The organism is Fructobacillus cardui (genome assembly GCF_963580785.1).
In the GTDB taxonomy this organism is placed as follows: Bacteria; Bacillota; Bacilli; order Lactobacillales; family Lactobacillaceae; genus Fructobacillus; species Fructobacillus cardui.
This window is the reverse complement of sequence record NZ_CAUZLS010000003.1, coordinates 164,456-181,597: the sequence shown is the minus strand read 5'-3', so window position 1 is coordinate 181,597 and position 17,142 is coordinate 164,456. Positions and strand designations below refer to the sequence as shown.

Genomic DNA, 17,142 nt, shown 5'->3' with positions numbered 1-17,142 from the left:
ACGCGCGGCCGCGTTGCCAAGGGCGCGCAAAACACCGCAAAAGGTGTTGTCGGTTTTTGATCGGAGTTAGCTGATTTACAAAATCAACGAGGAGGCACGAAAATGGCACAAAAGAAGATCCGTATCCGCTTGAAGGCATACGAACACCGTATCTTGGACCAATCAGCAGACAAGATTGTTGAAACAGCAAAGCGTACTGGCGCAGAAATCGCCGGTCCTATTCCTTTGCCTACTGAACGGACATTGTACACGGTGCTTAGTTCACCCCACAAGTACAAGGATGCTCGTGAACAGTTCGAAATGCGAACTCACAAGCGTTTGGTCGACATTGTGAACCCTACTGACAAGACAGTTGACGCATTGCGTAAACTTGAATTGCCAGCTGGTGTTGCGATCGAAATCAAGCTCTAATTTAAAGTACCACCCCGCTAGATAAAATAGTTTAGCGATGAAATGAAGGAGATTAGTCATGACTAAAGGTATCTTAGGCCGTAAAGTCGGTATGACTCAGGTTTTTACTGAATCTGGTGAATTGATCGCCGTGACTGCTGTTGAAGCTACTCCAAACGTTGTTTTGCAAGTTAAGACGCAAGCAACTGATGGATACAACGCTTTGCAGTTGGGTTACCAAGACAAGCGCGAGATTTTGTCAAACAAACCTGAACAAGGCCACGTTGCAAAAGCCAACACAGCCCCTAAGCGCTACATTCGTGAAGTCCGTGATGCGGAAGGCGAATACAGCGTTGGGGATGCAATTGCTGTTGACACTTTCCAAGCCGGTGAATATGTTGATGTTACCGGTATTACTAAGGGACACGGTTTCCAAGGTGCTATCAAGCGCTTGGGTCAATCACGTGGTCCTATGAGTCACGGTTCTCGTTACCACCGTCGCCCAGGTTCAATGGGTGCCATCATCAACCGGGTATTCAAGGGTAAGCTCTTGCCTGGTCGTATGGGTAACCAGAAGCGGACAATGCAAAACATTGCGATTGTTCACGTTGATGTTGAAAACAACTTGTTGTTGTTGAAGGGAAACGTTCCTGGAGCAAACAAGTCACTTTTGACAATCAAGTCAACTGTTAAGACAAATGCTAAGCACCCTGAAGTGAAGATGGCCGGCGCAAAGCCAGCTGCTGAAGCTCAGGCTGAAGAAGCTTAATACTTTATAGAAAGGAGAACAATCAATCATGACAAAAGTTGCTGTATTAAAGCAAGATGGTTCAAAGGCTGCTGACTTGGACTTAAACGAAGCAGTTTTCGCCGTTGAACCAAACAATGCTGTGATTACTGACGCAGTTTTGATGCAACGCGCATCAATGCGTCAGGGAACGCATGCGGTTAAGAACCGTTCCGCTGTTTCTGGTGGTGGCCGTAAGCCATGGAAGCAAAAGGGAACTGGTCGTGCCCGTCAAGGTTCTATCCGCGCGCCACAATGGCGTGGTGGTGGAATCGTATTCGGTCCAACCCCACGTTCTTACTCTTACCGGATCAACAAGAAGGCTTATCAATTAGCCTTGAAGTCAGCTTTGTCACAAAAGTTGGCTGACAACAAGTTGGTCGTAGTTGATGCTTTGGCATTTGATGAAGCTAAGACAAAGAACTTCAAGGAAGTTTTGGCAAACTTGGCTGTTGATTCAAAGGCCTTGGTAATCGTTGATGAAGGTAACCAAAACGCTTTGTTGTCAGCTCGTAACTTGGCAAATGTTCAAGTGATGACAACAAACGGTATCAACGTCTTGGACGTTGTTAACGCTGATAAGCTGGTGGTTGTTCAAGCAGCGATCGAAGAAATCCAAGGAGGTCTCGCCTAATGGATGCACGCGATATTATCCGCCGCCCAATCATTACCGAAGCTTCAATGGCGCAAACAGAAATGAAGCGTTACGTATTTGAAGTTGATGTTCGGGCTACTAAGCCAGAAATCAAGCGTGCTATCGAAGAAATCTTCGATGTACAAGTTGCACGTTTGAATACCGCAAATGTTCGCGGCAAGAAGAAGCGTCAAGGACGTTATGTTGGATTCACTCGTAAGATGAAGAAGGCTATCGTTACTTTGAAGGCTGACTCAAAAGATATTCAAATCTTTAACGAAGGTTAATTTTTAATAGGAGGATAAGACATTGGCTATCAAGAAATACAAGCCAACCTCTAACGGACGTCGTAACATGACGACTTCTGATTTTGCAGAAATCACGAAGTCAACGCCCGAAAAGAGTTTGTTGGCAAAGAAGTCAAAGACCGGTGCGCGTAACGCACAAGGTCGCATGACAGTTCGCCACAAGGCTGGTGGACACAAGCAAGCCTACCGTATTATTGACTTTAAGCGTACAAAGGACGACAAGTTCGCAACGGTTAAGGCAATCGAATACGATCCAAACCGTACGGCTAACATCGCCTTGCTCGTTTATGAAGACGGTATCAAGGCCTACATCTTGGCGCCTAAGGGATTTAAGGTTGGCGATAAGGTTCAATCTGGTCCTGATGCCGACATTAAGGTCGGTAATGCCTTGCCATTGAGTGCTATTCCTGAAGGTACTTTGATTCACAACATCGAATTGAAGAACGGTAAGGGTGGTCAATTGGCACGTTCCGCTGGAGCATCTGCTCAGATTTTGGGACGTGATGGTAAGTACACTATCGTTCGTTTAACTTCAGGTGAAGTACGTTTGGTTTTGAGCACTAACCGCGCCACTATCGGTGAAGTTGGTAACTCAGAACACTCATTGATCAACTGGGGTAAGGCCGGACGTAACCGTTGGCGTGGAAAGCGTCCTCACGTTCGTGGTTCTGTAATGAACCCTAACGATCACCCACACGGTGGTGGTGAAGGAAAGGCCCCTGTTGGCCGTCCAAGTCCACTTTCTCCATGGGGTAAGAAGACTGCTGGTAAGAAGACTCGCGATAAGAAGAAGAACTCAACAAAGTTCATCGTTCGCGGTCGGAAGAGTAAGTAAGGGAAGGAGATAACTAATGGCTCGTAGTTTGAAAAAGGGACCATTTGCGGACCCACACTTGCTTAAGAAGATTGAGGCCCAAGCGGACCAAGAAAAGAAGTCAGTGATCAAGACATGGTCACGTCGCTCAACAATTTTCCCAAGTTTTATCGGATTTACAATTGCAGTCTATGATGGCCGCAAGCACGTTCCAGTTTATGTCCAAGACGACATGGTTGGTCACAAGTTAGGTGAATTTGTGCCAACTCGTACGTTCAAGGGTCACAAGAACGACGATAAGAAGACTAAGTAAGGAGGAAATGAAAAATGGCTGAACAAGTAACATCAGCTCGGGCGACCGCCAAGATCGTTCGCGTTGCCCCTCGTAAGGCGCGCTTAGTTCTTGACACGATTCGTCGGAAGAATGTCAACGAAGCATTCGCAATTTTGAAGTTCCTGCCTAATACTTCTACTGAAGATATTTATAAGGTTTTGAACTCAGCAGTTGCTAACGCTGAAAACAACTTTTCACTTGACCGTGAAGATTTGATCGTTAAGGAAGCATTTGCCAACGAAGGACCAACGCTTAAGCGTTTCCGTCCTCGTGCCAAGGGTTCTGCTTCTGCAATTAACAAGCGCACAAGCCACATCACAATTGTGGTAGCTGAGAAGGAGGAAAAGTAATGGGTCAAAAGATTAACCCAACTGGCTTCCGTGTCGGTGTCATCCGTGACTGGGATGCGAAGTGGTTTGCTGATAAGGCAGACTTTTCTAACCAACTTCTTGAAGACTTGCGTATTCGTAAGTACATCGAAGAGAACTTGACGGACGCTTCAGTTGATCGCGTAGAAATCGAACGCTCAACTAAGTCACGTATCGATTTGACTTTGCACACTGCCAAGCCAGGAATGGTTATTGGTAAGGGTGGTTCCGAAGTTGAAAAGTTGCGGACTCAATTAGCTAAGTTGACGAATGTTGACGAACGTGGACGCCACAAGCGTGTCTTCATCAACATCGTTGAAATTAAGAAGCCTGATTTGTCAGCTCACTTGGTGGGCTTGCAAGTTGCAGGTGATTTGGAACGTCGTATCGCTTTCCGTCGTGCAATGCGTGGTGCTATCCAACGTGCCCGCCGTGCCGGTGCTAAGGGAATCAAGATTGTTGTTTCAGGTCGTTTGAACGGGGCAGATATGTCACGTATCGAACAGTATACTGAAGGAACTGTTCCACTCCACACACTTCGTGCAGACATCGACTACTCATGGGACGAAGCAGCTACTGCTTACGGAAACTTGGGTATCAAGACTTGGATCTACCGTGGTGATGTGTTGCCAAAGAAGAAGAACAAGTAAGGAGGGAAGCAGACATGTTAGTACCAAAGCGTGTTAAATTCCGTCGTGTACACCGTGGTCACATGCGTGGCGAAGCTAAAGGTGGAAAGACGGTGGCTTTTGGTGATTATGGCTTGCAAGCAACAACTTCAAGCTGGATTACCAACCGTCAAATCGAAGCTGCCCGTATTGCAATGACCCGTTATATGAAGCGTGGTGGTAAGGTTTGGATTAAGATCTTCCCTCACAAGTCATATACATCTAAGGGTGTTGGTGTTCGAATGGGTAACGGTAAGGGTGCTCCCGAAGGATGGGTTGCCCCAGTTAAGCGTGGTAAGGTAATGTTTGAAGTTGGTGGCGTGGCTAAGCCTGTTGCCTTAGAAGCATTGCGTCTTGCACAACACAAGTTGCCTGTACGTACAAAGATTATTGCTCGGGAGGCTGAATAATGACGAAAGCAAATGAATTAAAAGCTTTGTCACTTGCGGATTTGCAAAAGCGCGAAGCCGAATTCAAGGAAGAATTGTTCAACCTTCGTTTTCAATTGGCTACTGGTCAATTAGAAAACACGGCCCGTATTTCAAAAGTTCGTAAGGACATCGCACGTGTGAAGACTGTCATTCGTGCACAACAATTGGCAGAAGCCAACAAATAAGACGAAAGGAAGAAGCTGAAAAATGAGTGAAGAACGTAACGCTCGTAAGACTTATCGTGGTCGTGTCGTATCTGACAAGATGGACAAGACTATCACTGTTGCCGTTGATACTTATGTCAACCACCCAGTTTATGGTAAGCGAGTTCGCTATACTAAGAAGTTCAAGGCCCATGATGAAAAGAGCATCGCTAAGATGAACGATATCGTTGAAATCATGGAAACTCGTCCTTTGTCTGCAACGAAGCACTTCCGTTTGGTAAAGGTTGTTGAAGAGGCAGTTATCCTCTAATCGGACTTTAATCCAATCGTCGTAAACTATTGCTAACAAGGAGGATGAACCATGATTCAACAAGAGAGTCGTTTGAAAGTGGCTGATAACTCTGGCGCACGTGAAATCTTGACGATTAAAGTGCTCGGTGGTTCTGGCCGTAAAGTTGCTGGTATTGGTGACATGATTGTTGCTACTGTCAAGCAAGCTATCCCTGGTGGTAACGTTAAGAAGGGTGACGTCGTTAAGGCTGTCATCGTACGAACTGTATCTGACGTACGTCGGACTGACGGTTCATACATCAACTTCGATGAAAACGCTGCTGTTATCGTTAAGGATGACAAGTCACCAGTTGGAACGCGTATTTTTGGCCCTGTCGCACGTGAATTGCGTGACAACAACTTTACGCGAATCGTTTCATTGGCACCAGAAGTGCTTTAATACTACTAGGAGGAGCCAATCATGTTTGTAAAAACAGGTGATAAGGTTCGCGTCATCGCTGGTAAGGACAAGGGTAAGGAAGGAACAATCACTAAGACTGTTGCTGCCAAGAACCGTGTCGTTGTCGAAGGCGTAAACCTCGTTAAGAAGCATCAAAAGCCTTCTAACGAATACCCACAGGGTGGTGTTATCGATATCGAAGCACCTATCCACGCATCAAACGTACAATTGATTGACCCATCAACTAACGAACCAACCAAGGTTGGCTTCAAGTTTGAAGATGGCAAGAAAGTACGTTTTGCTAAGAAGTCTGGCAATGTGTTAGGCTAAAAAAAGCTATAATCTATTTTGAAAGGTAGAAATCATTATCATGGCAAATGAATTAAAAGTAAAATATGTTAATGAAGTTCAACCTGCTTTGATCAAGAAGTTTAACTTTACTTCACCAATGCAAGCCCCAAAGATCGAAAAAATCGTTTTGAACATGGGTGTTGGTGATGCGGTTTCAAACTCAAAGAACCTCGATGAAGCGGTTGAAGAATTGAAGTTGATTGCTGGACAACAACCAGTTATCACTCGTGCAAAGAAGTCAATCGCTGGATTCCGTCTTCGTGAAGGAATGGCTATCGGTACAAAGGTTACTTTGCGTGGAGAACGTATGTTTGAATTCTTGGACAAGTTGATTAACATCTCTTTGCCTCGAGTTCGTGACTTCCACGGTGTTTCTTCTAAGGCCTTTGATGGTCGCGGAAACTACACTTTGGGAATCCGTGAACAGTTGATTTTCCCTGAAATCGACTTTGACAAGGTTAACCGCGTTCGTGGTTTGGACATCGTTATTGTAACGACTGCTGCAAACGACGAAGAAGGTTTCGAATTGCTTTCTGGCTTGGGTATGCCTTTTGCCAAGTAAGTAATTTAAAAATGCGGTCACTCATTTGGGTGGCGCGTTTTTAAGTGTTTGTGACAAGTGTCTTGAACACTTAAGAGCGTGTCAAATTCTTGATGACGTTCAAAATATAAAAGGAGGATATCGATAGATGTCTATGACTGATCCAATCGCTGATTTTTTGACTCGAATCCGTAACGCCAACATGGCGCGTCACGCTTCCGTTGAAATTCCAGCATCAAAAATGAAGAAGAGCATTGCCGAGATCTTGAAGCAAGAAGGTTTCATCCGTGATGTAGAATACTTGGAAGACAACAAGCAAGGTGTTATCCGTGTATTTTTGAAGTACGGAGAAGATCAAGAGCGTGTCATCACTGGTATTAAGCGTGTTTCAAAGCCTGGTTTGCGTAAGTATGCTAAGGCCGAAGAAATGCCAAAGGTCTTGAATGGTCTTGGTATCGCCATTGTTTCAACATCAAACGGTGTTGTAACTGATAAGGTAGCACGTGCTAAGCAAGTCGGTGGCGAAGTGCTGGCTTACGTTTGGTAATATATCTAAGAAAGGAGACTTACCATGAGCCGTATTGGAAACAAAATCGTTACGATCCCTGCTGGCGTTGAAGTTAAGCAAGATGGTCAATTTGTGACTGTTAAGGGACCTAAGGGTGAATTGAACTACACGATCAACCCTGAAATCACGATGCACATGGATGGTACTGAAGTATCATTTACTCGTGCAGCGGAAGATAAGAAGCACCGTGCATTGCACGGTACGACTACTGCAAACTTCTCAAACATGGTTGAAGGCGTTACTAACGGCTTCTCAAAGACTTTGAAGATGGTTGGTGTTGGTTACCGTGCCGCAAAGTCTGGTTCAAAGTTGACTTTGTCAGTTGGGTATTCACACCCAGTTGACTTTGAAGACCGCGAAGGTTTGACTGTTGAAGTTCCTGATGCCTTGACTATCAAGATTTCTGGAATCTCAAAGCAAGCAGTTGGTGATTTTGCTGCGGAAGTTCGCGCAATTCGCCCACCCGAACCATATAAGGGTAAGGGAATTCGTTACGAAGGCGAAGTTGTCCGTCGTAAGGAAGGTAAGACTGGTAAGTAAGCTTTTAGCTTCTTAACCCGTTTTACATTTAATAAACAAAGATTATTTGAAAGTGGTTGAACCACTTAAAGAAAAGGAAAGCACAGCTATGATTACGAAACCAGATAAGAATAAGCTTCGCGTACAACGCCACAAGCGTGTCCGCGGCAAGATCTCTGGTACTGCTGCTCGCCCACGTTTGAACGTTTTCCGTTCTAATGTCAACATCTACGCTCAATTAATTGATGACGTAGCGGGTGTAACGCTAGCAAGTGCCTCATCACAAAGTGCCGATGTTACCGGTACAAAGGTTGAACAAGCCGTTAAGGTTGGCGAGATGATCGCTAAGAATGCTAAGGCTGCTAACATCGAAGAAGTTGTCTTCGATCGTGGTGGTTATGTTTATCACGGACGTGTGAAGGCCTTGGCCGACGCTGCTCGTGAAAACGGTTTGAAGTTCTAAGGAAAGGAGGAATAATACAAATGGTTGAATTCGTAAACCCTAAGGAATTAGGCGAATTAGAAGAAAACGTTGTTGCAATTAACCGTGTTACCAAGGTTGTTAAGGGTGGACGTCGTTTGCGCTTCGGTGCTTTGGTTGTCGTTGGTGACAAGCAAGGTCACGTTGGTTTTGGAACTGGTAAGGCACAAGAAGTGCCAGAAGCTATCCGTAAGGCCGTTGAAGACGCAAAGCGTAACTTGATCACTGTACCAACAGTTGGTACTACTATTCCTCACGAAGTTCTTGGTGAATGGGCTGGTGGTAAGATCCTGGTTAAGCCTGCTAAGGAAGGTGCTGGGGTTGCCGCCGGTGGTGCTACTCGTTCCGTAATGGAATTGGCTGGTATCAACGATGTGACTGCTAAGTCATTGGGTTCATCAACTCCTGTCAACGTTGTTCGTGCAACTTTTGATGCATTGAACAACTTGAAGGATGCTGAACAAGTGGCAAAGTTACGTGGTGTTTCATTGGAACACTTGGCTGAATAAGGAGCGATAACATGGCTGATTTGAAAATCACTTTGATTAAGAGTGCGGCTCATCGCTTGCCTAAGCAACGTGCCATTGTTAAGTCACTTGGACTTAACCGTGTGTCAAGCTCAGTGGTGAAGCCTGATAACGCAGCTACTCGTGGCGCAATTTTCCATATTGCTCACTTGGTTGCTGTTGAAGAAGTAAAATAAAAAAATTTTAGAAAAAGGAGGGACCAAACGATGAATTTGAACGAATTGCAACCTGCTTTGGGTTCACGCCAGACACGTAACCGTGTGGGTCGTGGTACTTCATCTGGAAACGGTAAGACTGCTGGTCGAGGCCAAAAGGGACAAAAGGCCCGTGGTAAGACACGTCTTGGGTTCGAAGGTGGACAAATGCCTTTGTACCGTCGTATTCCAAAGCGTGGATTTACAAACATCTCACGCAAGGAATTCGCAGTTGTTAACTTGGACAAGTTGAACAACTTCGATAACGGCACTGAAGTAACACCTGCTTTGTTGATTGAAAACGGTGTAGTAAAGAACCAAAAAGACGGAATCAAGGTCTTGGGTAATGGTCAATTGGAAAAGAAGTTGACGATTAAGGCCCACAAGTTCTCTGCTGCTGCAGTTAAGGCCATCGAACAAGCTGGTGGTACAACCGAGGTGATCTAAAATGTGGCGCACGCTATTTAATGCAATCCGACAAAAAGATATTCGTAAGAAGATGCTTTGGACGATTTTGATTCTCTTTGTTTACCGCATCGGGACTCATATCACTGTTCCAGGTGTTAATCCTGCTGCCTTGAATTCAGTTTCTGGCTCAGGCTTGCTGAATATTTTAAATATTTTCTCGGGTGGAGGCTTACTGAACTTCTCGCTTTTTGCGATGGGGGTCTCGCCTTATGTTACTGCACAGATTGTTGTGCAGTTGCTGCAGTTAGATATCGTGCCACGTTTTGTTGAATGGAGTAAACAAGGCGAAGTTGGTCGCCGGAAGCTGAATCAAGCTACCCGGTACTTGACCATTATCTTTGCCTTTTTGCAATCAGTGGGAATTACCGCTGGGTTCAACTCCTTAGCCGCCTATGGTTTGGTGAAGCAGACCAATAACGTGACCTCCTTCCTACTGATTGGGTCGGTCATGACAATTGGAACTTTCTTTGCCATGTGGTTGGGAGAAATGATTACCGAAAAGGGTCTTGGAAACGGTGTTTCCATGATTATCTTCTCTGGAATTATTTCTCAAACGCCTTCTGGTTTGTGGGAAATTTTCAAGGAAAATGTTCTGCAATCTAGTGGCAACGACAAGGTTACCGGCTGGATTTTCATGGCGGTTTTGCTGACGGCAATCATTTTGGTTGTGGGAATTACGACTTGGTTCTATGAAGCAAGTCGTCGTTTGCAAATCCAATATACACGGTCAGCTTCCTCCTATGGGGCGGAAGCTTACCTACCTTTGAAGTTAAATGTTTCTGGGGTGATTCCTGTGATCTTTGCTTCGTCATTGATTTCAACACCACAGACAATTCTCTTCGCCTTCCAGAGTAAGTATAGTAATGTTGGCTGGTTTAAAATTTTACAACAGATTTTCTCCATGCAAACAACAACCGGAGCGATTTTCTACACCGTTTTGATTATTCTCTTTACTTACTTCTACGCCTTTGTACAGGTTAACCCTGAAAAGTTGGCCGAAAACTTGCAAAAGCAGGGGGCTTACATTGTTGATGTTCGTCCTGGTGTCGAAACGCAAAAGTTCGTCACAAAGTTGCTCTTACGCTTGTCGTTTGTTGGGGCTTTGTACCTTGGCTTTGTTGCCTTGGTACCATTGATTGCATCTGATGTATGGGGACTTAATGAAAAGATTGGCTTGGGTGGAACTTCTTTGCTGATTGCCATCGGGGTTACCCTTGATTTGATTCGTCAAATTGATGGTCTCTTGCAAAAGAAGAACTACGTAGGCTTCATCCGTTAAGCTGGTTTAAAAGGAGTTCAATCATGACGAAAAACCTAATTTTATTGGGTCTACCTGGTGCAGGTAAGGGAACCCAAGCTGAGAAGATTATTGCTGACTACCCAATGGTTCACATTAGTACTGGCGATATCTTCCGGGCCAACATGAAAGAAGAAACTGAGCTTGGACAACAAGCAAAAGCCTTCATGGATGCTGGTAACTTAGTTCCTGATGAAATTACAAATGCGATGGTCGCTGATCGACTATCACAACCTGACGTAGTTGAAAACGGCTTTATGCTTGACGGCTACCCACGTAATGAAGAACAGGCCAAGTTCTTGGACCAATTCTTAGCCGAAAAGAACGACAAGGTTTCGGCTACCTTGTATTTTGAAGTTCCTGACCAAGTTTTGGTTGACCGGTTAATGAACCGGGGACGGGCCGATGACACAAAGGATGTCATCGCACACCGTTTGGAAGTCAACAAGAAGGCCAACTTGCCTTTGGTTGATTACTATGAAAATCATGGTGTCTTGCACACCATCGATGGTAATGGTGAATTAGATCGAATTTACGCTGATGTAAAATCGGTCTTGAATGCCTTGGACTAAAAGGCTTTTCTTGATAATTCAGGGGAATCCTGGTATAATCAATAAGGTTGACCGCCTTATCGATTATGTTGAATGATGGTTACATAGGAGGTAATCTGCGTGGCCAACGATGTCATTGAAATTGAAGGCAAAGTGAAAGAAACGATGCCAAATGCAATGTTTCAAGTCGAACTTGAAAATGGTGCGGTCATTTTAGCACACGTTTCCGGGAAGATTCGTAAGAATTATATTCGGATCTTGCCAGGTGACCGTGTCACGGTTGAAATGTCACCATACGACTTGACAAAGGGTCGTATTACTTACCGTTTCCGCTAAAAATCAGCGAGGCGGTCTATAATCAGTTAACCGAATAGGAGGAATAGATTATGAAGGTACGTCCATCAGTTAAAAAAATGTGCGAATCTTGCCGTGTGATTAAGCGTAACGGCCGGACAATGATTATTTGTCCAGCTAACCCTAAGCACAAGCAACGCGCAGGTAAGTAATTTTTACTTACAAAGATAAAAAACGCTTGAAAATGAACTTAGAAGTTCTTTCAAAATATTAAAAGGAGGTAAATTGTTATGGCTCGTATTGAAGGTATCGATTTGCCACGTGACAAGCGAATTGTCATTGGTTTAACATACATCTACGGAATCGGTAATACAACTGCCCAAAAGATCTTGGCTACTGCTAAGGTTTCTGAAGACGTTCGAGTTCGCGACTTGACGGTTGATCAAGAAGATCAAATCCGTGAAGCTATCGCTGCTTTGAACTTGCAGTTGGAAGGTGACTTGCGTCGTAAGGTATCACTTGATATCAAGGGATTGCAAGAAATCGCCTCATACCGTGGTATTCGTCACCGTAAGGGATTGCCCGTTCGTGGACAACACACGAAGAACAACGCCCGTACTCGCAAAGGCCCAGCTACGGCAATTGCTGGTAAGAAGAAGTAAAAGACTTTTTACTAATCTCTTTAACAAGAAAACGGCATATTGTCGCAAGACTGCTGTCCTTTTCTAAAAGAGCCTCACTTTTGTGAGAAATGATTATCACAACCACAGTTGTGTAATGTTGGTTAGTCATCACTAACCCGAGAAATTATAAAGAAATTGAAAAGGAGGCAAAATTATGGCAGTTCGTACTACACGCAAGCGTCGTGTGAAAAAGAACATTGAATCTGGTGTGGCACATATCCACGCAACTTTCAATAACACTATCGTCATGATTACCGATGCCCAAGGTAACGCTGTTGCCTGGTCATCAGCTGGTGCCCTTGGATTCAAGGGATCACGTAAGTCAACACCATTCGCTGCTCAACAAGCAGCGGAAGCAGCTGCTAAGTCCGCATTGGAAGTTAACATGCGCACTGTTGCTGTTACGGTTAAGGGCCCTGGTTCCGGTCGTGAATCAGCAATTCGTGCATTGGCCGCAGCTGGTCTTGAAGTAACGTCAATCAAGGATGTTACCCCAGTTCCCCATAACGGATCACGCCCACCAAAGCGTCGTCGTGTTTAATTAATTTCATTGCGCTTGCTTTGAAAGAGGGGGTTAGAGTTAACAGATGATTGAATTTGAAAAGCCAGATATTCATAACATCGAAGAGGATGCCAACTACGGTAAGTTCATCGTGGAACCTCTGGAGCGTGGCTACGGTACGACTTTGGGTAACTCCCTTCGTCGTGTCTTGCTATCATCGCTTCCTGGCGTAGCGGTCAACACCGTCCAAATCGACGGTGTGGTCCACGAATTCTCAACCGTTGATGGTGTCGTAGAAGACGTGACCCAGTTGATTTTGAACTTGAAAAAAGTTGTTTTCGCTACGGACTCAGCTGAAGAGCACGCTTTGGAAATTGATGTTCAAGGACCAAAGGACGTTACTGCAGCTGATTTGACAGGATCAGCTGACATTGAAGTCTTGAACCCAGATTTGCATATTGCAACTTTGTCAGCTGGAAAGTCATTACACATGACCGTTACGGCTGTAAAGGGTCGGGGTTATTCTTCAGCTGAAGAAAACAAGCAATTACGTGATGAAATGCCAATCGGTGTTTTAACGGTTGATTCGATTTATACACCAATCGAACGAGTTAACTACCACGTTGAAAACAAGCGTGTTGGTTCTCGCGACGATTACGATAAGCTGACCATGGAAGTTTGGACTAACGGTTCAATCAAGCCAAGCGATGCTTTGAGTCTTGGTTCAAAGATTCTAACAGAACACTTGAACTTGTTCACGGATATTTCCCCTGTTGCCCAAGAGACTAAAGTCATGGTTGAAACGGAAAAGGCTACAAGTACTGCAGCTGATGCCGCTCCAATCGAAGATTTGGACTTGTCCGTTCGTTCATACAACTGCTTGAAGCGAGCAGGAATCAACACGATTGAAGAGTTGACTGATCGTTCAGAAGCCGACATGATGAAGGTCCGTAACTTAGGACGTAAGTCATTAGACGAAATTCAAGAGAAGTTGACCGAAATGGGCTTAGGCTTCCGTCAAGAAGATTAATATTCATCAAAAGTTTAGAAAAAGGAGGATTAACCGATGTCATACCGTAAGCTAGGCCGTACTTCATCACAACGTAAGGCAATGTTGCGTGACTTGACTACTGACTTGTTGATCAATGGTCGGATTCAAACTACTGAAGCCCGCGCCAAGGAAGTTCGCAAGACAGCTGACAAGATGATCACGCTTGGTAAGCACGCTGATTTGGCTGCCCGTCGTAAGGCCGCTAAGTTCGTGCGTAACGAAGTTGCTGATGTCAAGGAAGATGGCGACAACATTCGCGTACAAACTGCTTTGCAAAAGTTGTTTGAAGAAGTGGCACCACGTTTTGCAGAACGTAATGGTGGTTACACTCGTATCTTAAAGACTGTTCAACGTCGTGGCGACGCTGCACAAATGGTTATCTTGGAGTTAGTTGACTAATTGCTCGATAAGCAAAAAGCTCGAAACCTTAATTGGTTTCGAGCTTTTTTATCAACTTTGTTTTTAAACTAAAAAAGGTGCAAAACATTTCCGATATGAACCTCAAAATTAAAACATGTCATTGAGCAGCCTTGAGGACCGACACCCGATATTCAATCGGTGTCAGTCCTTTTAATTTGCTCTTAATTCGTTTTGTATTGTAATAGTGAATATATTCTTTGATGGCTTGATTGAGTTCGGTAAGTGATTGAAAGTTTTGTTGAAACTCAAAAAACATTTCTCGTTTCAACGTGCCGAAGAAACTCTCAATCAAGCCATTATCTGTTGACTTTTCTTTGCGTGACATGGACTGACTCATACCATGGCTCGATAGCCACTGTTGGAAGTAACGATTTTGATATTGCCAACCTTGATCAGTATGAAAGGTTAGCTTAGCAGCGATCGGATAGCGTTTCACATCCTTTTCCATCATACTAATTGTTTGGGCTAAATTTGGATGCCTGACACTTCATAAGAAACGATTTCTTGTGTACAAGCGTCCAGTAAGGCGGACAAATAAGTCTTTTGACCATTTAATTTAAATTCAGTAATATCGGCATACCACTTTAGGTCAGGGCGTTTTGAGTGAAACGACTGTTTGATCTTATTCTCTTTAATCACGCCAATCGTATCCTGGTAACTACTATATTTTGCGTGCTTACGATTGTGCAAAGCCACTCAGCCCATGATTGTCATGAGTCTTTTGACCCTCTTATGATTCACAATCATCCTTTCACGCTTTAACTTTAGTGTGATGCAACGATAACCATAGAGAGCATGATGTTCCTCAAATAACTCACGAATTCGGTTCATGAGCTTTTCATTCTTGACGTCCTTGCCAACTTTTTTCAAGGTGTAGTAGTAATCGCTACGAGACAGGTGTGGTAAATCCGGATTACCGTTAATGGTATTCAAGATGAATGTGAGGGGTATTTTCAGTTTTCGCCTTAGTTGGGTTACCGCTTGGGTGATTTTTTTCGGCTTGTCCTGTTTTTCGCGTTCGATTCGTTCGTCCACTAAGGCATCCAATTTTTTTGTATATTTGTTGATGGTACGCAGCCTCAAGTTCTTCTCTTGTATGGCTTGGTTTTCGTTCTTGAGCTTGCGATTTTCCGCTTCGAACCGTTCTTTCTCCTGATCGATCATTTGGCTTTCGTCCTTTTTTCTTAGTAACGATAGTATAACTGTTTTCATGGAAAGAACGAAGCCAGTTGTAAAGAAGTCCATTACTTGCTAGAGCAAATTCAAGTGAGATAGACCGTATTGATTGATTAGAATAAAGGATCTTCCGTATAATTTCAAGTTTCAAAACATTTGAGTATGACTGATGAGGAGGATTTAAAACAGATAAACCATTTTTATCAATTAAAGCAATTAAGGACTCGATATTGCTAAAACTAAGGTTGTAGTTTTTAGCAATTTGTCTTGAACTATAATGTTGGTTCTTCCAAAGATAATAAATATTAATTTTGTCTTCTTTTGATAATTGGGACATAGTAAAACCCCGAAATTTGGTTGTCCAAATTTCGGGGTTCATATCACGAAATGCTTTGCATCTTTTGTGTTGTTAAGTTGTCTATCACCCAATGATTATCGCTTTGGACGACCATAGCGGAAGTAACGGAAGAAACCGTAAGCAGATCCAATTCCAGCGAAAAAGGATAGGTTAATGGCATGCTTTGCCCAGCGAGCAACTAGTCCCGCAGAACCATTGCGACCATAGGCGTTTGAGAGGCCATAGTTCTTACCAAGGGAAACAAAATAACCTGGATTTTTTTGCTCTTTAGCACTTTGTCCATGATCCTTAGCTAGTCCTAATTGGCAAATCAATCTGTTGATAATGATATTACCAGCATATTCGGCCGCTAGCGCTAATTGGGGCAGCCCTTCCTGATTGTTTTGCGTAAAGGCGGCAATGTTACCAGCCGCAAAAACGTTTGAGAGTGGCACACCCTCTTCGGTGAGGACACGGAAGTGCTTATCGACGGTTAGCTGGCCATGATCGTTGATGGCAATTCCCCAACGATTAGAAATTGGTTCAACTTGTAAGCCGGTTGCCCAGTAGACCTTATCGGTTAATAGTTGCTGTCCGTCTAGCAGAGTTAGTCGGTGCTTGGTCATCCCCAGTACCCGCGTATCATTCAAGACTTCAACACCTCGCCTCGTCAAAAAATCTTTTGCCTTTTGACTTAACTCAGGCTCTGTTAAGGCTGGCAAGAGAACTTGACTAGCATTCACCAAGGTTAGTGTAATGCGTTCTGGATCAATTTGGTGATAGTTTTTAAAGTTTGCTAGTTCGGCCATCAGTTCGACCCCGCTCGGACCACCACCAACAACTGTAATATTTAAGCTTTGCTCAGGATTGTTTTTTTGCTGTTCCAAAAATTCCTCTAAATCAGCTCGAACCGCTAATGCCCCATCAAATGAGTTAAATAATGTGGCGTGTTCAGCCACACCGGGAATACCAAAATCAGAACCGATACTACCCATTGCTAAAATTAGATAGTCATAGTGGTAATCGTTTTTCTTAGTCATCAAGATGCGTTTGTTAAAGTTGATGTCGTCAACTCGTTGGTTGATGAAGGTGACGTTTTTGTCGTTTTTAAAAAGCTGGTAGAGGTCGTAACGGGCGCTCTCAACGGGAACAGTATTAACAGCGATTTGTGGTAAGACGCTTTGTAAGGTCATCGCGTTGCTGCCATCATTAAAAAGCAGAACTTGGTGATCAGTTCTGCGGAGTTTGCGGGCTAACCGCTTAGCAATGTAAACGCCAGATAATCCTGCTCCGACGATTGCAATGGTGTTTTTGGACATTCATGGATCCCTTTTCCTCTATTTCAACCTATTATACACAGGTTTTTTTACAAAAATGCGGATAATATGGAATATGCTGACATATATTAGAATTAATTCGAAAAATATTCAAAATACAGTGGTAAATCAGTCAACACTACTGATTTGTTAACCGCTTAAGGTCAAAAGTTAACCGCTTAGCGAGGATTGCGAGACAGCAAACTAAAATATGGTTAGAATAAAGAAGTTGGAGGAG

At 43.9% G+C, this 17,142-nt stretch carries 33 protein-coding genes; 28 read left to right on the top strand and 5 right to left on the bottom strand.

Features of this window, described 5'->3' with window-relative positions; all coding sequences use genetic code 11:
• The first annotated feature begins 102 nt into the window (after positions 1–102).
• The 28 genes from rpsJ to rplQ all read left to right on the top strand — a co-directional run bounded on the left by rpsJ (position 103) and on the right by rplQ (position 14,054).
• Entirely contained in the window at positions 103–411 is a 309-nt protein-coding gene (rpsJ, locus tag AABI20_RS04270) for a 30S ribosomal protein S10 (protein ID WP_047975027.1), read from the top strand.
• A gap of 58 nt (positions 412–469) precedes the next feature.
• Positions 470–1,159 carry a 50S ribosomal protein L3 gene (rplC, locus tag AABI20_RS04265; RefSeq protein WP_047975026.1) on the top strand — a complete coding sequence of 230 codons (690 nt, stop codon included), beginning with the start codon at positions 470–472 and terminating at the stop codon, positions 1,157–1,159.
• 28 nt (positions 1,160–1,187) lie between these two features.
• Positions 1,188–1,811 (top strand): 50S ribosomal protein L4, encoded by a 624-nt coding sequence (gene rplD, locus AABI20_RS04260; RefSeq protein ID WP_047975025.1) that lies wholly within the window; start codon positions 1,188–1,190, stop codon positions 1,809–1,811.
• Positions 1,811–2,098 (top strand): 50S ribosomal protein L23, encoded by a 288-nt coding sequence (gene rplW, locus AABI20_RS04255; RefSeq protein ID WP_047975024.1) that lies wholly within the window; start codon positions 1,811–1,813, stop codon positions 2,096–2,098. Before rplD ends, rplW begins: the two co-directional genes overlap by 1 nt.
• A gap of 22 nt (positions 2,099–2,120) precedes the next feature.
• Positions 2,121–2,954 (top strand): 50S ribosomal protein L2, encoded by an 834-nt coding sequence (gene rplB, locus AABI20_RS04250; protein WP_338346862.1) that lies wholly within the window; start codon positions 2,121–2,123, stop codon positions 2,952–2,954.
• Positions 2,955–2,970: 16 nt separating this feature from the next.
• Entirely contained in the window at positions 2,971–3,246 is a 276-nt protein-coding gene (rpsS, locus tag AABI20_RS04245; RefSeq protein ID WP_047975022.1) for a 30S ribosomal protein S19, read from the top strand.
• 14 nt (positions 3,247–3,260) lie between these two features.
• Positions 3,261–3,617: a 50S ribosomal protein L22 gene (gene rplV, locus AABI20_RS04240; RefSeq protein ID WP_010691186.1), complete on the top strand. Its 357-nt coding sequence runs from the start codon at positions 3,261–3,263 to the stop codon at positions 3,615–3,617.
• The gene (gene rpsC, locus AABI20_RS04235) at positions 3,617–4,285 is read left to right on the top strand and encodes a 30S ribosomal protein S3 (protein WP_047975021.1); all 669 of its coding nucleotides are present in this window, start codon (positions 3,617–3,619) and stop codon (positions 4,283–4,285) included. Before rplV ends, rpsC begins: the two co-directional genes overlap by 1 nt.
• 14 nt (positions 4,286–4,299) lie before the next feature.
• Positions 4,300–4,713, top strand: coding sequence for a 50S ribosomal protein L16 (gene rplP, locus AABI20_RS04230; protein WP_047975020.1), 414 nt, complete (start codon positions 4,300–4,302; stop codon positions 4,711–4,713).
• Positions 4,713–4,919, top strand: coding sequence for a 50S ribosomal protein L29 (gene rpmC, locus AABI20_RS04225; RefSeq protein ID WP_047975019.1), 207 nt, complete (start codon positions 4,713–4,715; stop codon positions 4,917–4,919). The genes rplP and rpmC overlap by 1 nt, the downstream gene beginning before the upstream one ends.
• A 22-nt stretch (positions 4,920–4,941) precedes the next feature.
• Entirely contained in the window at positions 4,942–5,208 is a 267-nt protein-coding gene (rpsQ, locus tag AABI20_RS04220) for a 30S ribosomal protein S17 (protein WP_047975018.1), read from the top strand.
• A gap of 51 nt (positions 5,209–5,259) precedes the next feature.
• A complete protein-coding gene (rplN, locus tag AABI20_RS04215) occupies positions 5,260–5,628 on the top strand; it encodes a 50S ribosomal protein L14 (protein ID WP_047975017.1) in 369 nt (122 codons plus the stop codon).
• A gap of 21 nt (positions 5,629–5,649) precedes the next feature.
• The gene (gene rplX, locus AABI20_RS04210) at positions 5,650–5,958 is read left to right on the top strand and encodes a 50S ribosomal protein L24 (protein WP_047975016.1); all 309 of its coding nucleotides are present in this window, start codon (positions 5,650–5,652) and stop codon (positions 5,956–5,958) included.
• 40 nt (positions 5,959–5,998) lie between these two features.
• A complete protein-coding gene (gene rplE, locus AABI20_RS04205; protein ID WP_047975015.1) occupies positions 5,999–6,541 on the top strand; it encodes a 50S ribosomal protein L5 in 543 nt (180 codons plus the stop codon).
• A gap of 127 nt (positions 6,542–6,668) precedes the next feature.
• Complete coding sequence (rpsH, locus tag AABI20_RS04200; RefSeq protein WP_047975014.1) at positions 6,669–7,067, top strand: 30S ribosomal protein S8; 399 nt, start codon at positions 6,669–6,671, stop codon at positions 7,065–7,067.
• A gap of 24 nt (positions 7,068–7,091) precedes the next feature.
• Complete coding sequence (gene rplF / locus AABI20_RS04195) at positions 7,092–7,628, top strand: 50S ribosomal protein L6 (protein ID WP_047975013.1); 537 nt, start codon at positions 7,092–7,094, stop codon at positions 7,626–7,628.
• Positions 7,629–7,716: 88 nt separating this feature from the next.
• Positions 7,717–8,070 (top strand): 50S ribosomal protein L18, encoded by a 354-nt coding sequence (gene rplR, locus AABI20_RS04190; protein ID WP_047975012.1) that lies wholly within the window; start codon positions 7,717–7,719, stop codon positions 8,068–8,070.
• 20 nt (positions 8,071–8,090) lie between these two features.
• A complete protein-coding gene (rpsE, locus tag AABI20_RS04185; RefSeq protein ID WP_047975011.1) occupies positions 8,091–8,597 on the top strand; it encodes a 30S ribosomal protein S5 in 507 nt (168 codons plus the stop codon).
• 11 nt (positions 8,598–8,608) lie between these two features.
• Complete coding sequence (gene rpmD, locus AABI20_RS04180) at positions 8,609–8,791, top strand: 50S ribosomal protein L30 (RefSeq protein WP_047975010.1); 183 nt, start codon at positions 8,609–8,611, stop codon at positions 8,789–8,791.
• 30 nt (positions 8,792–8,821) lie between these two features.
• Positions 8,822–9,256: a 50S ribosomal protein L15 gene (rplO, locus tag AABI20_RS04175; RefSeq protein ID WP_047975009.1), complete on the top strand. Its 435-nt coding sequence runs from the start codon at positions 8,822–8,824 to the stop codon at positions 9,254–9,256.
• A 1-nt stretch (position 9,257) separates the two neighbouring features.
• Complete coding sequence (secY, locus tag AABI20_RS04170) at positions 9,258–10,556, top strand: preprotein translocase subunit SecY (RefSeq protein ID WP_047975008.1); 1,299 nt, start codon at positions 9,258–9,260, stop codon at positions 10,554–10,556.
• A gap of 23 nt (positions 10,557–10,579) precedes the next feature.
• Positions 10,580–11,146, top strand: a complete 567-nt coding sequence (locus tag AABI20_RS04165; protein WP_047975007.1) for an adenylate kinase — start codon at positions 10,580–10,582, stop codon at positions 11,144–11,146.
• A gap of 99 nt (positions 11,147–11,245) precedes the next feature.
• The gene (gene infA, locus AABI20_RS04160; RefSeq protein ID WP_010691205.1) at positions 11,246–11,461 is read left to right on the top strand and encodes a translation initiation factor IF-1; all 216 of its coding nucleotides are present in this window, start codon (positions 11,246–11,248) and stop codon (positions 11,459–11,461) included.
• Positions 11,462–11,511: 50 nt separating this feature from the next.
• On the top strand, positions 11,512–11,631 hold the full coding sequence (gene rpmJ, locus AABI20_RS04155) for a 50S ribosomal protein L36 (RefSeq protein WP_074717856.1): 120 nt from the start codon (positions 11,512–11,514) through the stop codon (positions 11,629–11,631).
• 78 nt (positions 11,632–11,709) lie between these two features.
• The gene (rpsM, locus tag AABI20_RS04150; protein ID WP_047975006.1) at positions 11,710–12,081 is read left to right on the top strand and encodes a 30S ribosomal protein S13; all 372 of its coding nucleotides are present in this window, start codon (positions 11,710–11,712) and stop codon (positions 12,079–12,081) included.
• A 175-nt stretch (positions 12,082–12,256) separates the two neighbouring features.
• Positions 12,257–12,643, top strand: coding sequence for a 30S ribosomal protein S11 (rpsK, locus tag AABI20_RS04145; RefSeq protein WP_047975005.1), 387 nt, complete (start codon positions 12,257–12,259; stop codon positions 12,641–12,643).
• A 46-nt stretch (positions 12,644–12,689) separates the two neighbouring features.
• Positions 12,690–13,634, top strand: a complete 945-nt coding sequence (locus AABI20_RS04140; protein ID WP_338346860.1) for a DNA-directed RNA polymerase subunit alpha — start codon at positions 12,690–12,692, stop codon at positions 13,632–13,634.
• A gap of 36 nt (positions 13,635–13,670) precedes the next feature.
• Positions 13,671–14,054 carry a 50S ribosomal protein L17 gene (gene rplQ, locus AABI20_RS04135; protein ID WP_047975003.1) on the top strand — a complete coding sequence of 128 codons (384 nt, stop codon included), beginning with the start codon at positions 13,671–13,673 and terminating at the stop codon, positions 14,052–14,054.
• A gap of 118 nt (positions 14,055–14,172) precedes the next feature.
• Here the strand turns inward: rplQ and AABI20_RS04130 are convergent, their stop codons facing one another.
• From AABI20_RS04130 to AABI20_RS04110, 5 genes are all read right to left on the bottom strand, one after another.
• Entirely contained in the window at positions 14,173–14,511 is a 339-nt protein-coding gene (locus AABI20_RS04130) for an IS3 family transposase (RefSeq protein WP_288846861.1), read from the bottom strand.
• Between the two features lie 29 nt (positions 14,512–14,540).
• Positions 14,541–14,714, bottom strand: a complete 174-nt coding sequence (locus AABI20_RS04125) for a hypothetical protein (protein ID WP_338346857.1) — start codon at positions 14,712–14,714, stop codon at positions 14,541–14,543.
• 57 nt (positions 14,715–14,771) lie between these two features.
• Positions 14,772–14,906 carry an IS3 family transposase gene (locus AABI20_RS04120; RefSeq protein WP_338346873.1) on the bottom strand — a complete coding sequence of 45 codons (135 nt, stop codon included), beginning with the start codon at positions 14,904–14,906 and terminating at the stop codon, positions 14,772–14,774.
• 88 nt (positions 14,907–14,994) lie between these two features.
• Entirely contained in the window at positions 14,995–15,588 is a 594-nt protein-coding gene (locus tag AABI20_RS04115) for a transposase (RefSeq protein WP_338346877.1), read from the bottom strand.
• A 95-nt stretch (positions 15,589–15,683) separates the two neighbouring features.
• Positions 15,684–16,907, bottom strand: coding sequence for an NAD(P)/FAD-dependent oxidoreductase (locus tag AABI20_RS04110; RefSeq protein ID WP_338345975.1), 1,224 nt, complete (start codon positions 16,905–16,907; stop codon positions 15,684–15,686).
• Positions 16,908–17,142: the final 235 nt, after the last annotated feature.

What these genes read in the sequence shown, in the direction of transcription:
- rplQ (WP_047975003.1), top strand. Translation starts at nt 13,671, where the DNA reads ATGTCATACCGTAAGCTAGGCCGTACTTCATCACAACGTAAGGCAATG.
- secY (WP_047975008.1), top strand. Translation starts at nt 9,258, where the DNA reads ATGTGGCGCACGCTATTTAATGCAATCCGACAAAAAGATATTCGTAAG.
- AABI20_RS04165 (WP_047975007.1), top strand. Translation starts at nt 10,580, where the DNA reads ATGACGAAAAACCTAATTTTATTGGGTCTACCTGGTGCAGGTAAGGGA.
- AABI20_RS04120 (WP_338346873.1), bottom strand. Translation starts at nt 14,906, where the DNA reads ATGAACCGAATTCGTGAGTTATTTGAGGAACATCATGCTCTCTATGGT.
- rplW (WP_047975024.1), top strand. Translation starts at nt 1,811, where the DNA reads ATGGATGCACGCGATATTATCCGCCGCCCAATCATTACCGAAGCTTCA.
- rpsE (WP_047975011.1), top strand. Translation starts at nt 8,091, where the DNA reads ATGGTTGAATTCGTAAACCCTAAGGAATTAGGCGAATTAGAAGAAAAC.
- rpsC (WP_047975021.1), top strand. Translation starts at nt 3,617, where the DNA reads ATGGGTCAAAAGATTAACCCAACTGGCTTCCGTGTCGGTGTCATCCGT.
- rplO (WP_047975009.1), top strand. Translation starts at nt 8,822, where the DNA reads ATGAATTTGAACGAATTGCAACCTGCTTTGGGTTCACGCCAGACACGT.
- rplX (WP_047975016.1), top strand. Translation starts at nt 5,650, where the DNA reads ATGTTTGTAAAAACAGGTGATAAGGTTCGCGTCATCGCTGGTAAGGAC.
- rpsJ (WP_047975027.1), top strand. Translation starts at nt 103, where the DNA reads ATGGCACAAAAGAAGATCCGTATCCGCTTGAAGGCATACGAACACCGT.
- rpmC (WP_047975019.1), top strand. Translation starts at nt 4,713, where the DNA reads ATGACGAAAGCAAATGAATTAAAAGCTTTGTCACTTGCGGATTTGCAA.
- AABI20_RS04115 (WP_338346877.1), bottom strand. Translation starts at nt 15,588, where the DNA reads ATGTCCCAATTATCAAAAGAAGACAAAATTAATATTTATTATCTTTGG.
- rpsM (WP_047975006.1), top strand. Translation starts at nt 11,710, where the DNA reads ATGGCTCGTATTGAAGGTATCGATTTGCCACGTGACAAGCGAATTGTC.
- rplR (WP_047975012.1), top strand. Translation starts at nt 7,717, where the DNA reads ATGATTACGAAACCAGATAAGAATAAGCTTCGCGTACAACGCCACAAG.
- rplD (WP_047975025.1), top strand. Translation starts at nt 1,188, where the DNA reads ATGACAAAAGTTGCTGTATTAAAGCAAGATGGTTCAAAGGCTGCTGAC.
- rplV (WP_010691186.1), top strand. Translation starts at nt 3,261, where the DNA reads ATGGCTGAACAAGTAACATCAGCTCGGGCGACCGCCAAGATCGTTCGC.
- AABI20_RS04110 (WP_338345975.1), bottom strand. Translation starts at nt 16,907, where the DNA reads ATGTCCAAAAACACCATTGCAATCGTCGGAGCAGGATTATCTGGCGTT.
- rplP (WP_047975020.1), top strand. Translation starts at nt 4,300, where the DNA reads ATGTTAGTACCAAAGCGTGTTAAATTCCGTCGTGTACACCGTGGTCAC.
- rpmD (WP_047975010.1), top strand. Translation starts at nt 8,609, where the DNA reads ATGGCTGATTTGAAAATCACTTTGATTAAGAGTGCGGCTCATCGCTTG.
- AABI20_RS04140 (WP_338346860.1), top strand. Translation starts at nt 12,690, where the DNA reads ATGATTGAATTTGAAAAGCCAGATATTCATAACATCGAAGAGGATGCC.
- rplE (WP_047975015.1), top strand. Translation starts at nt 5,999, where the DNA reads ATGGCAAATGAATTAAAAGTAAAATATGTTAATGAAGTTCAACCTGCT.
- rpsK (WP_047975005.1), top strand. Translation starts at nt 12,257, where the DNA reads ATGGCAGTTCGTACTACACGCAAGCGTCGTGTGAAAAAGAACATTGAA.
- rplN (WP_047975017.1), top strand. Translation starts at nt 5,260, where the DNA reads ATGATTCAACAAGAGAGTCGTTTGAAAGTGGCTGATAACTCTGGCGCA.
- rpsQ (WP_047975018.1), top strand. Translation starts at nt 4,942, where the DNA reads ATGAGTGAAGAACGTAACGCTCGTAAGACTTATCGTGGTCGTGTCGTA.
- rplC (WP_047975026.1), top strand. Translation starts at nt 470, where the DNA reads ATGACTAAAGGTATCTTAGGCCGTAAAGTCGGTATGACTCAGGTTTTT.
- rpmJ (WP_074717856.1), top strand. Translation starts at nt 11,512, where the DNA reads ATGAAGGTACGTCCATCAGTTAAAAAAATGTGCGAATCTTGCCGTGTG.
- rplF (WP_047975013.1), top strand. Translation starts at nt 7,092, where the DNA reads ATGAGCCGTATTGGAAACAAAATCGTTACGATCCCTGCTGGCGTTGAA.
- rpsH (WP_047975014.1), top strand. Translation starts at nt 6,669, where the DNA reads ATGTCTATGACTGATCCAATCGCTGATTTTTTGACTCGAATCCGTAAC.
- rpsS (WP_047975022.1), top strand. Translation starts at nt 2,971, where the DNA reads ATGGCTCGTAGTTTGAAAAAGGGACCATTTGCGGACCCACACTTGCTT.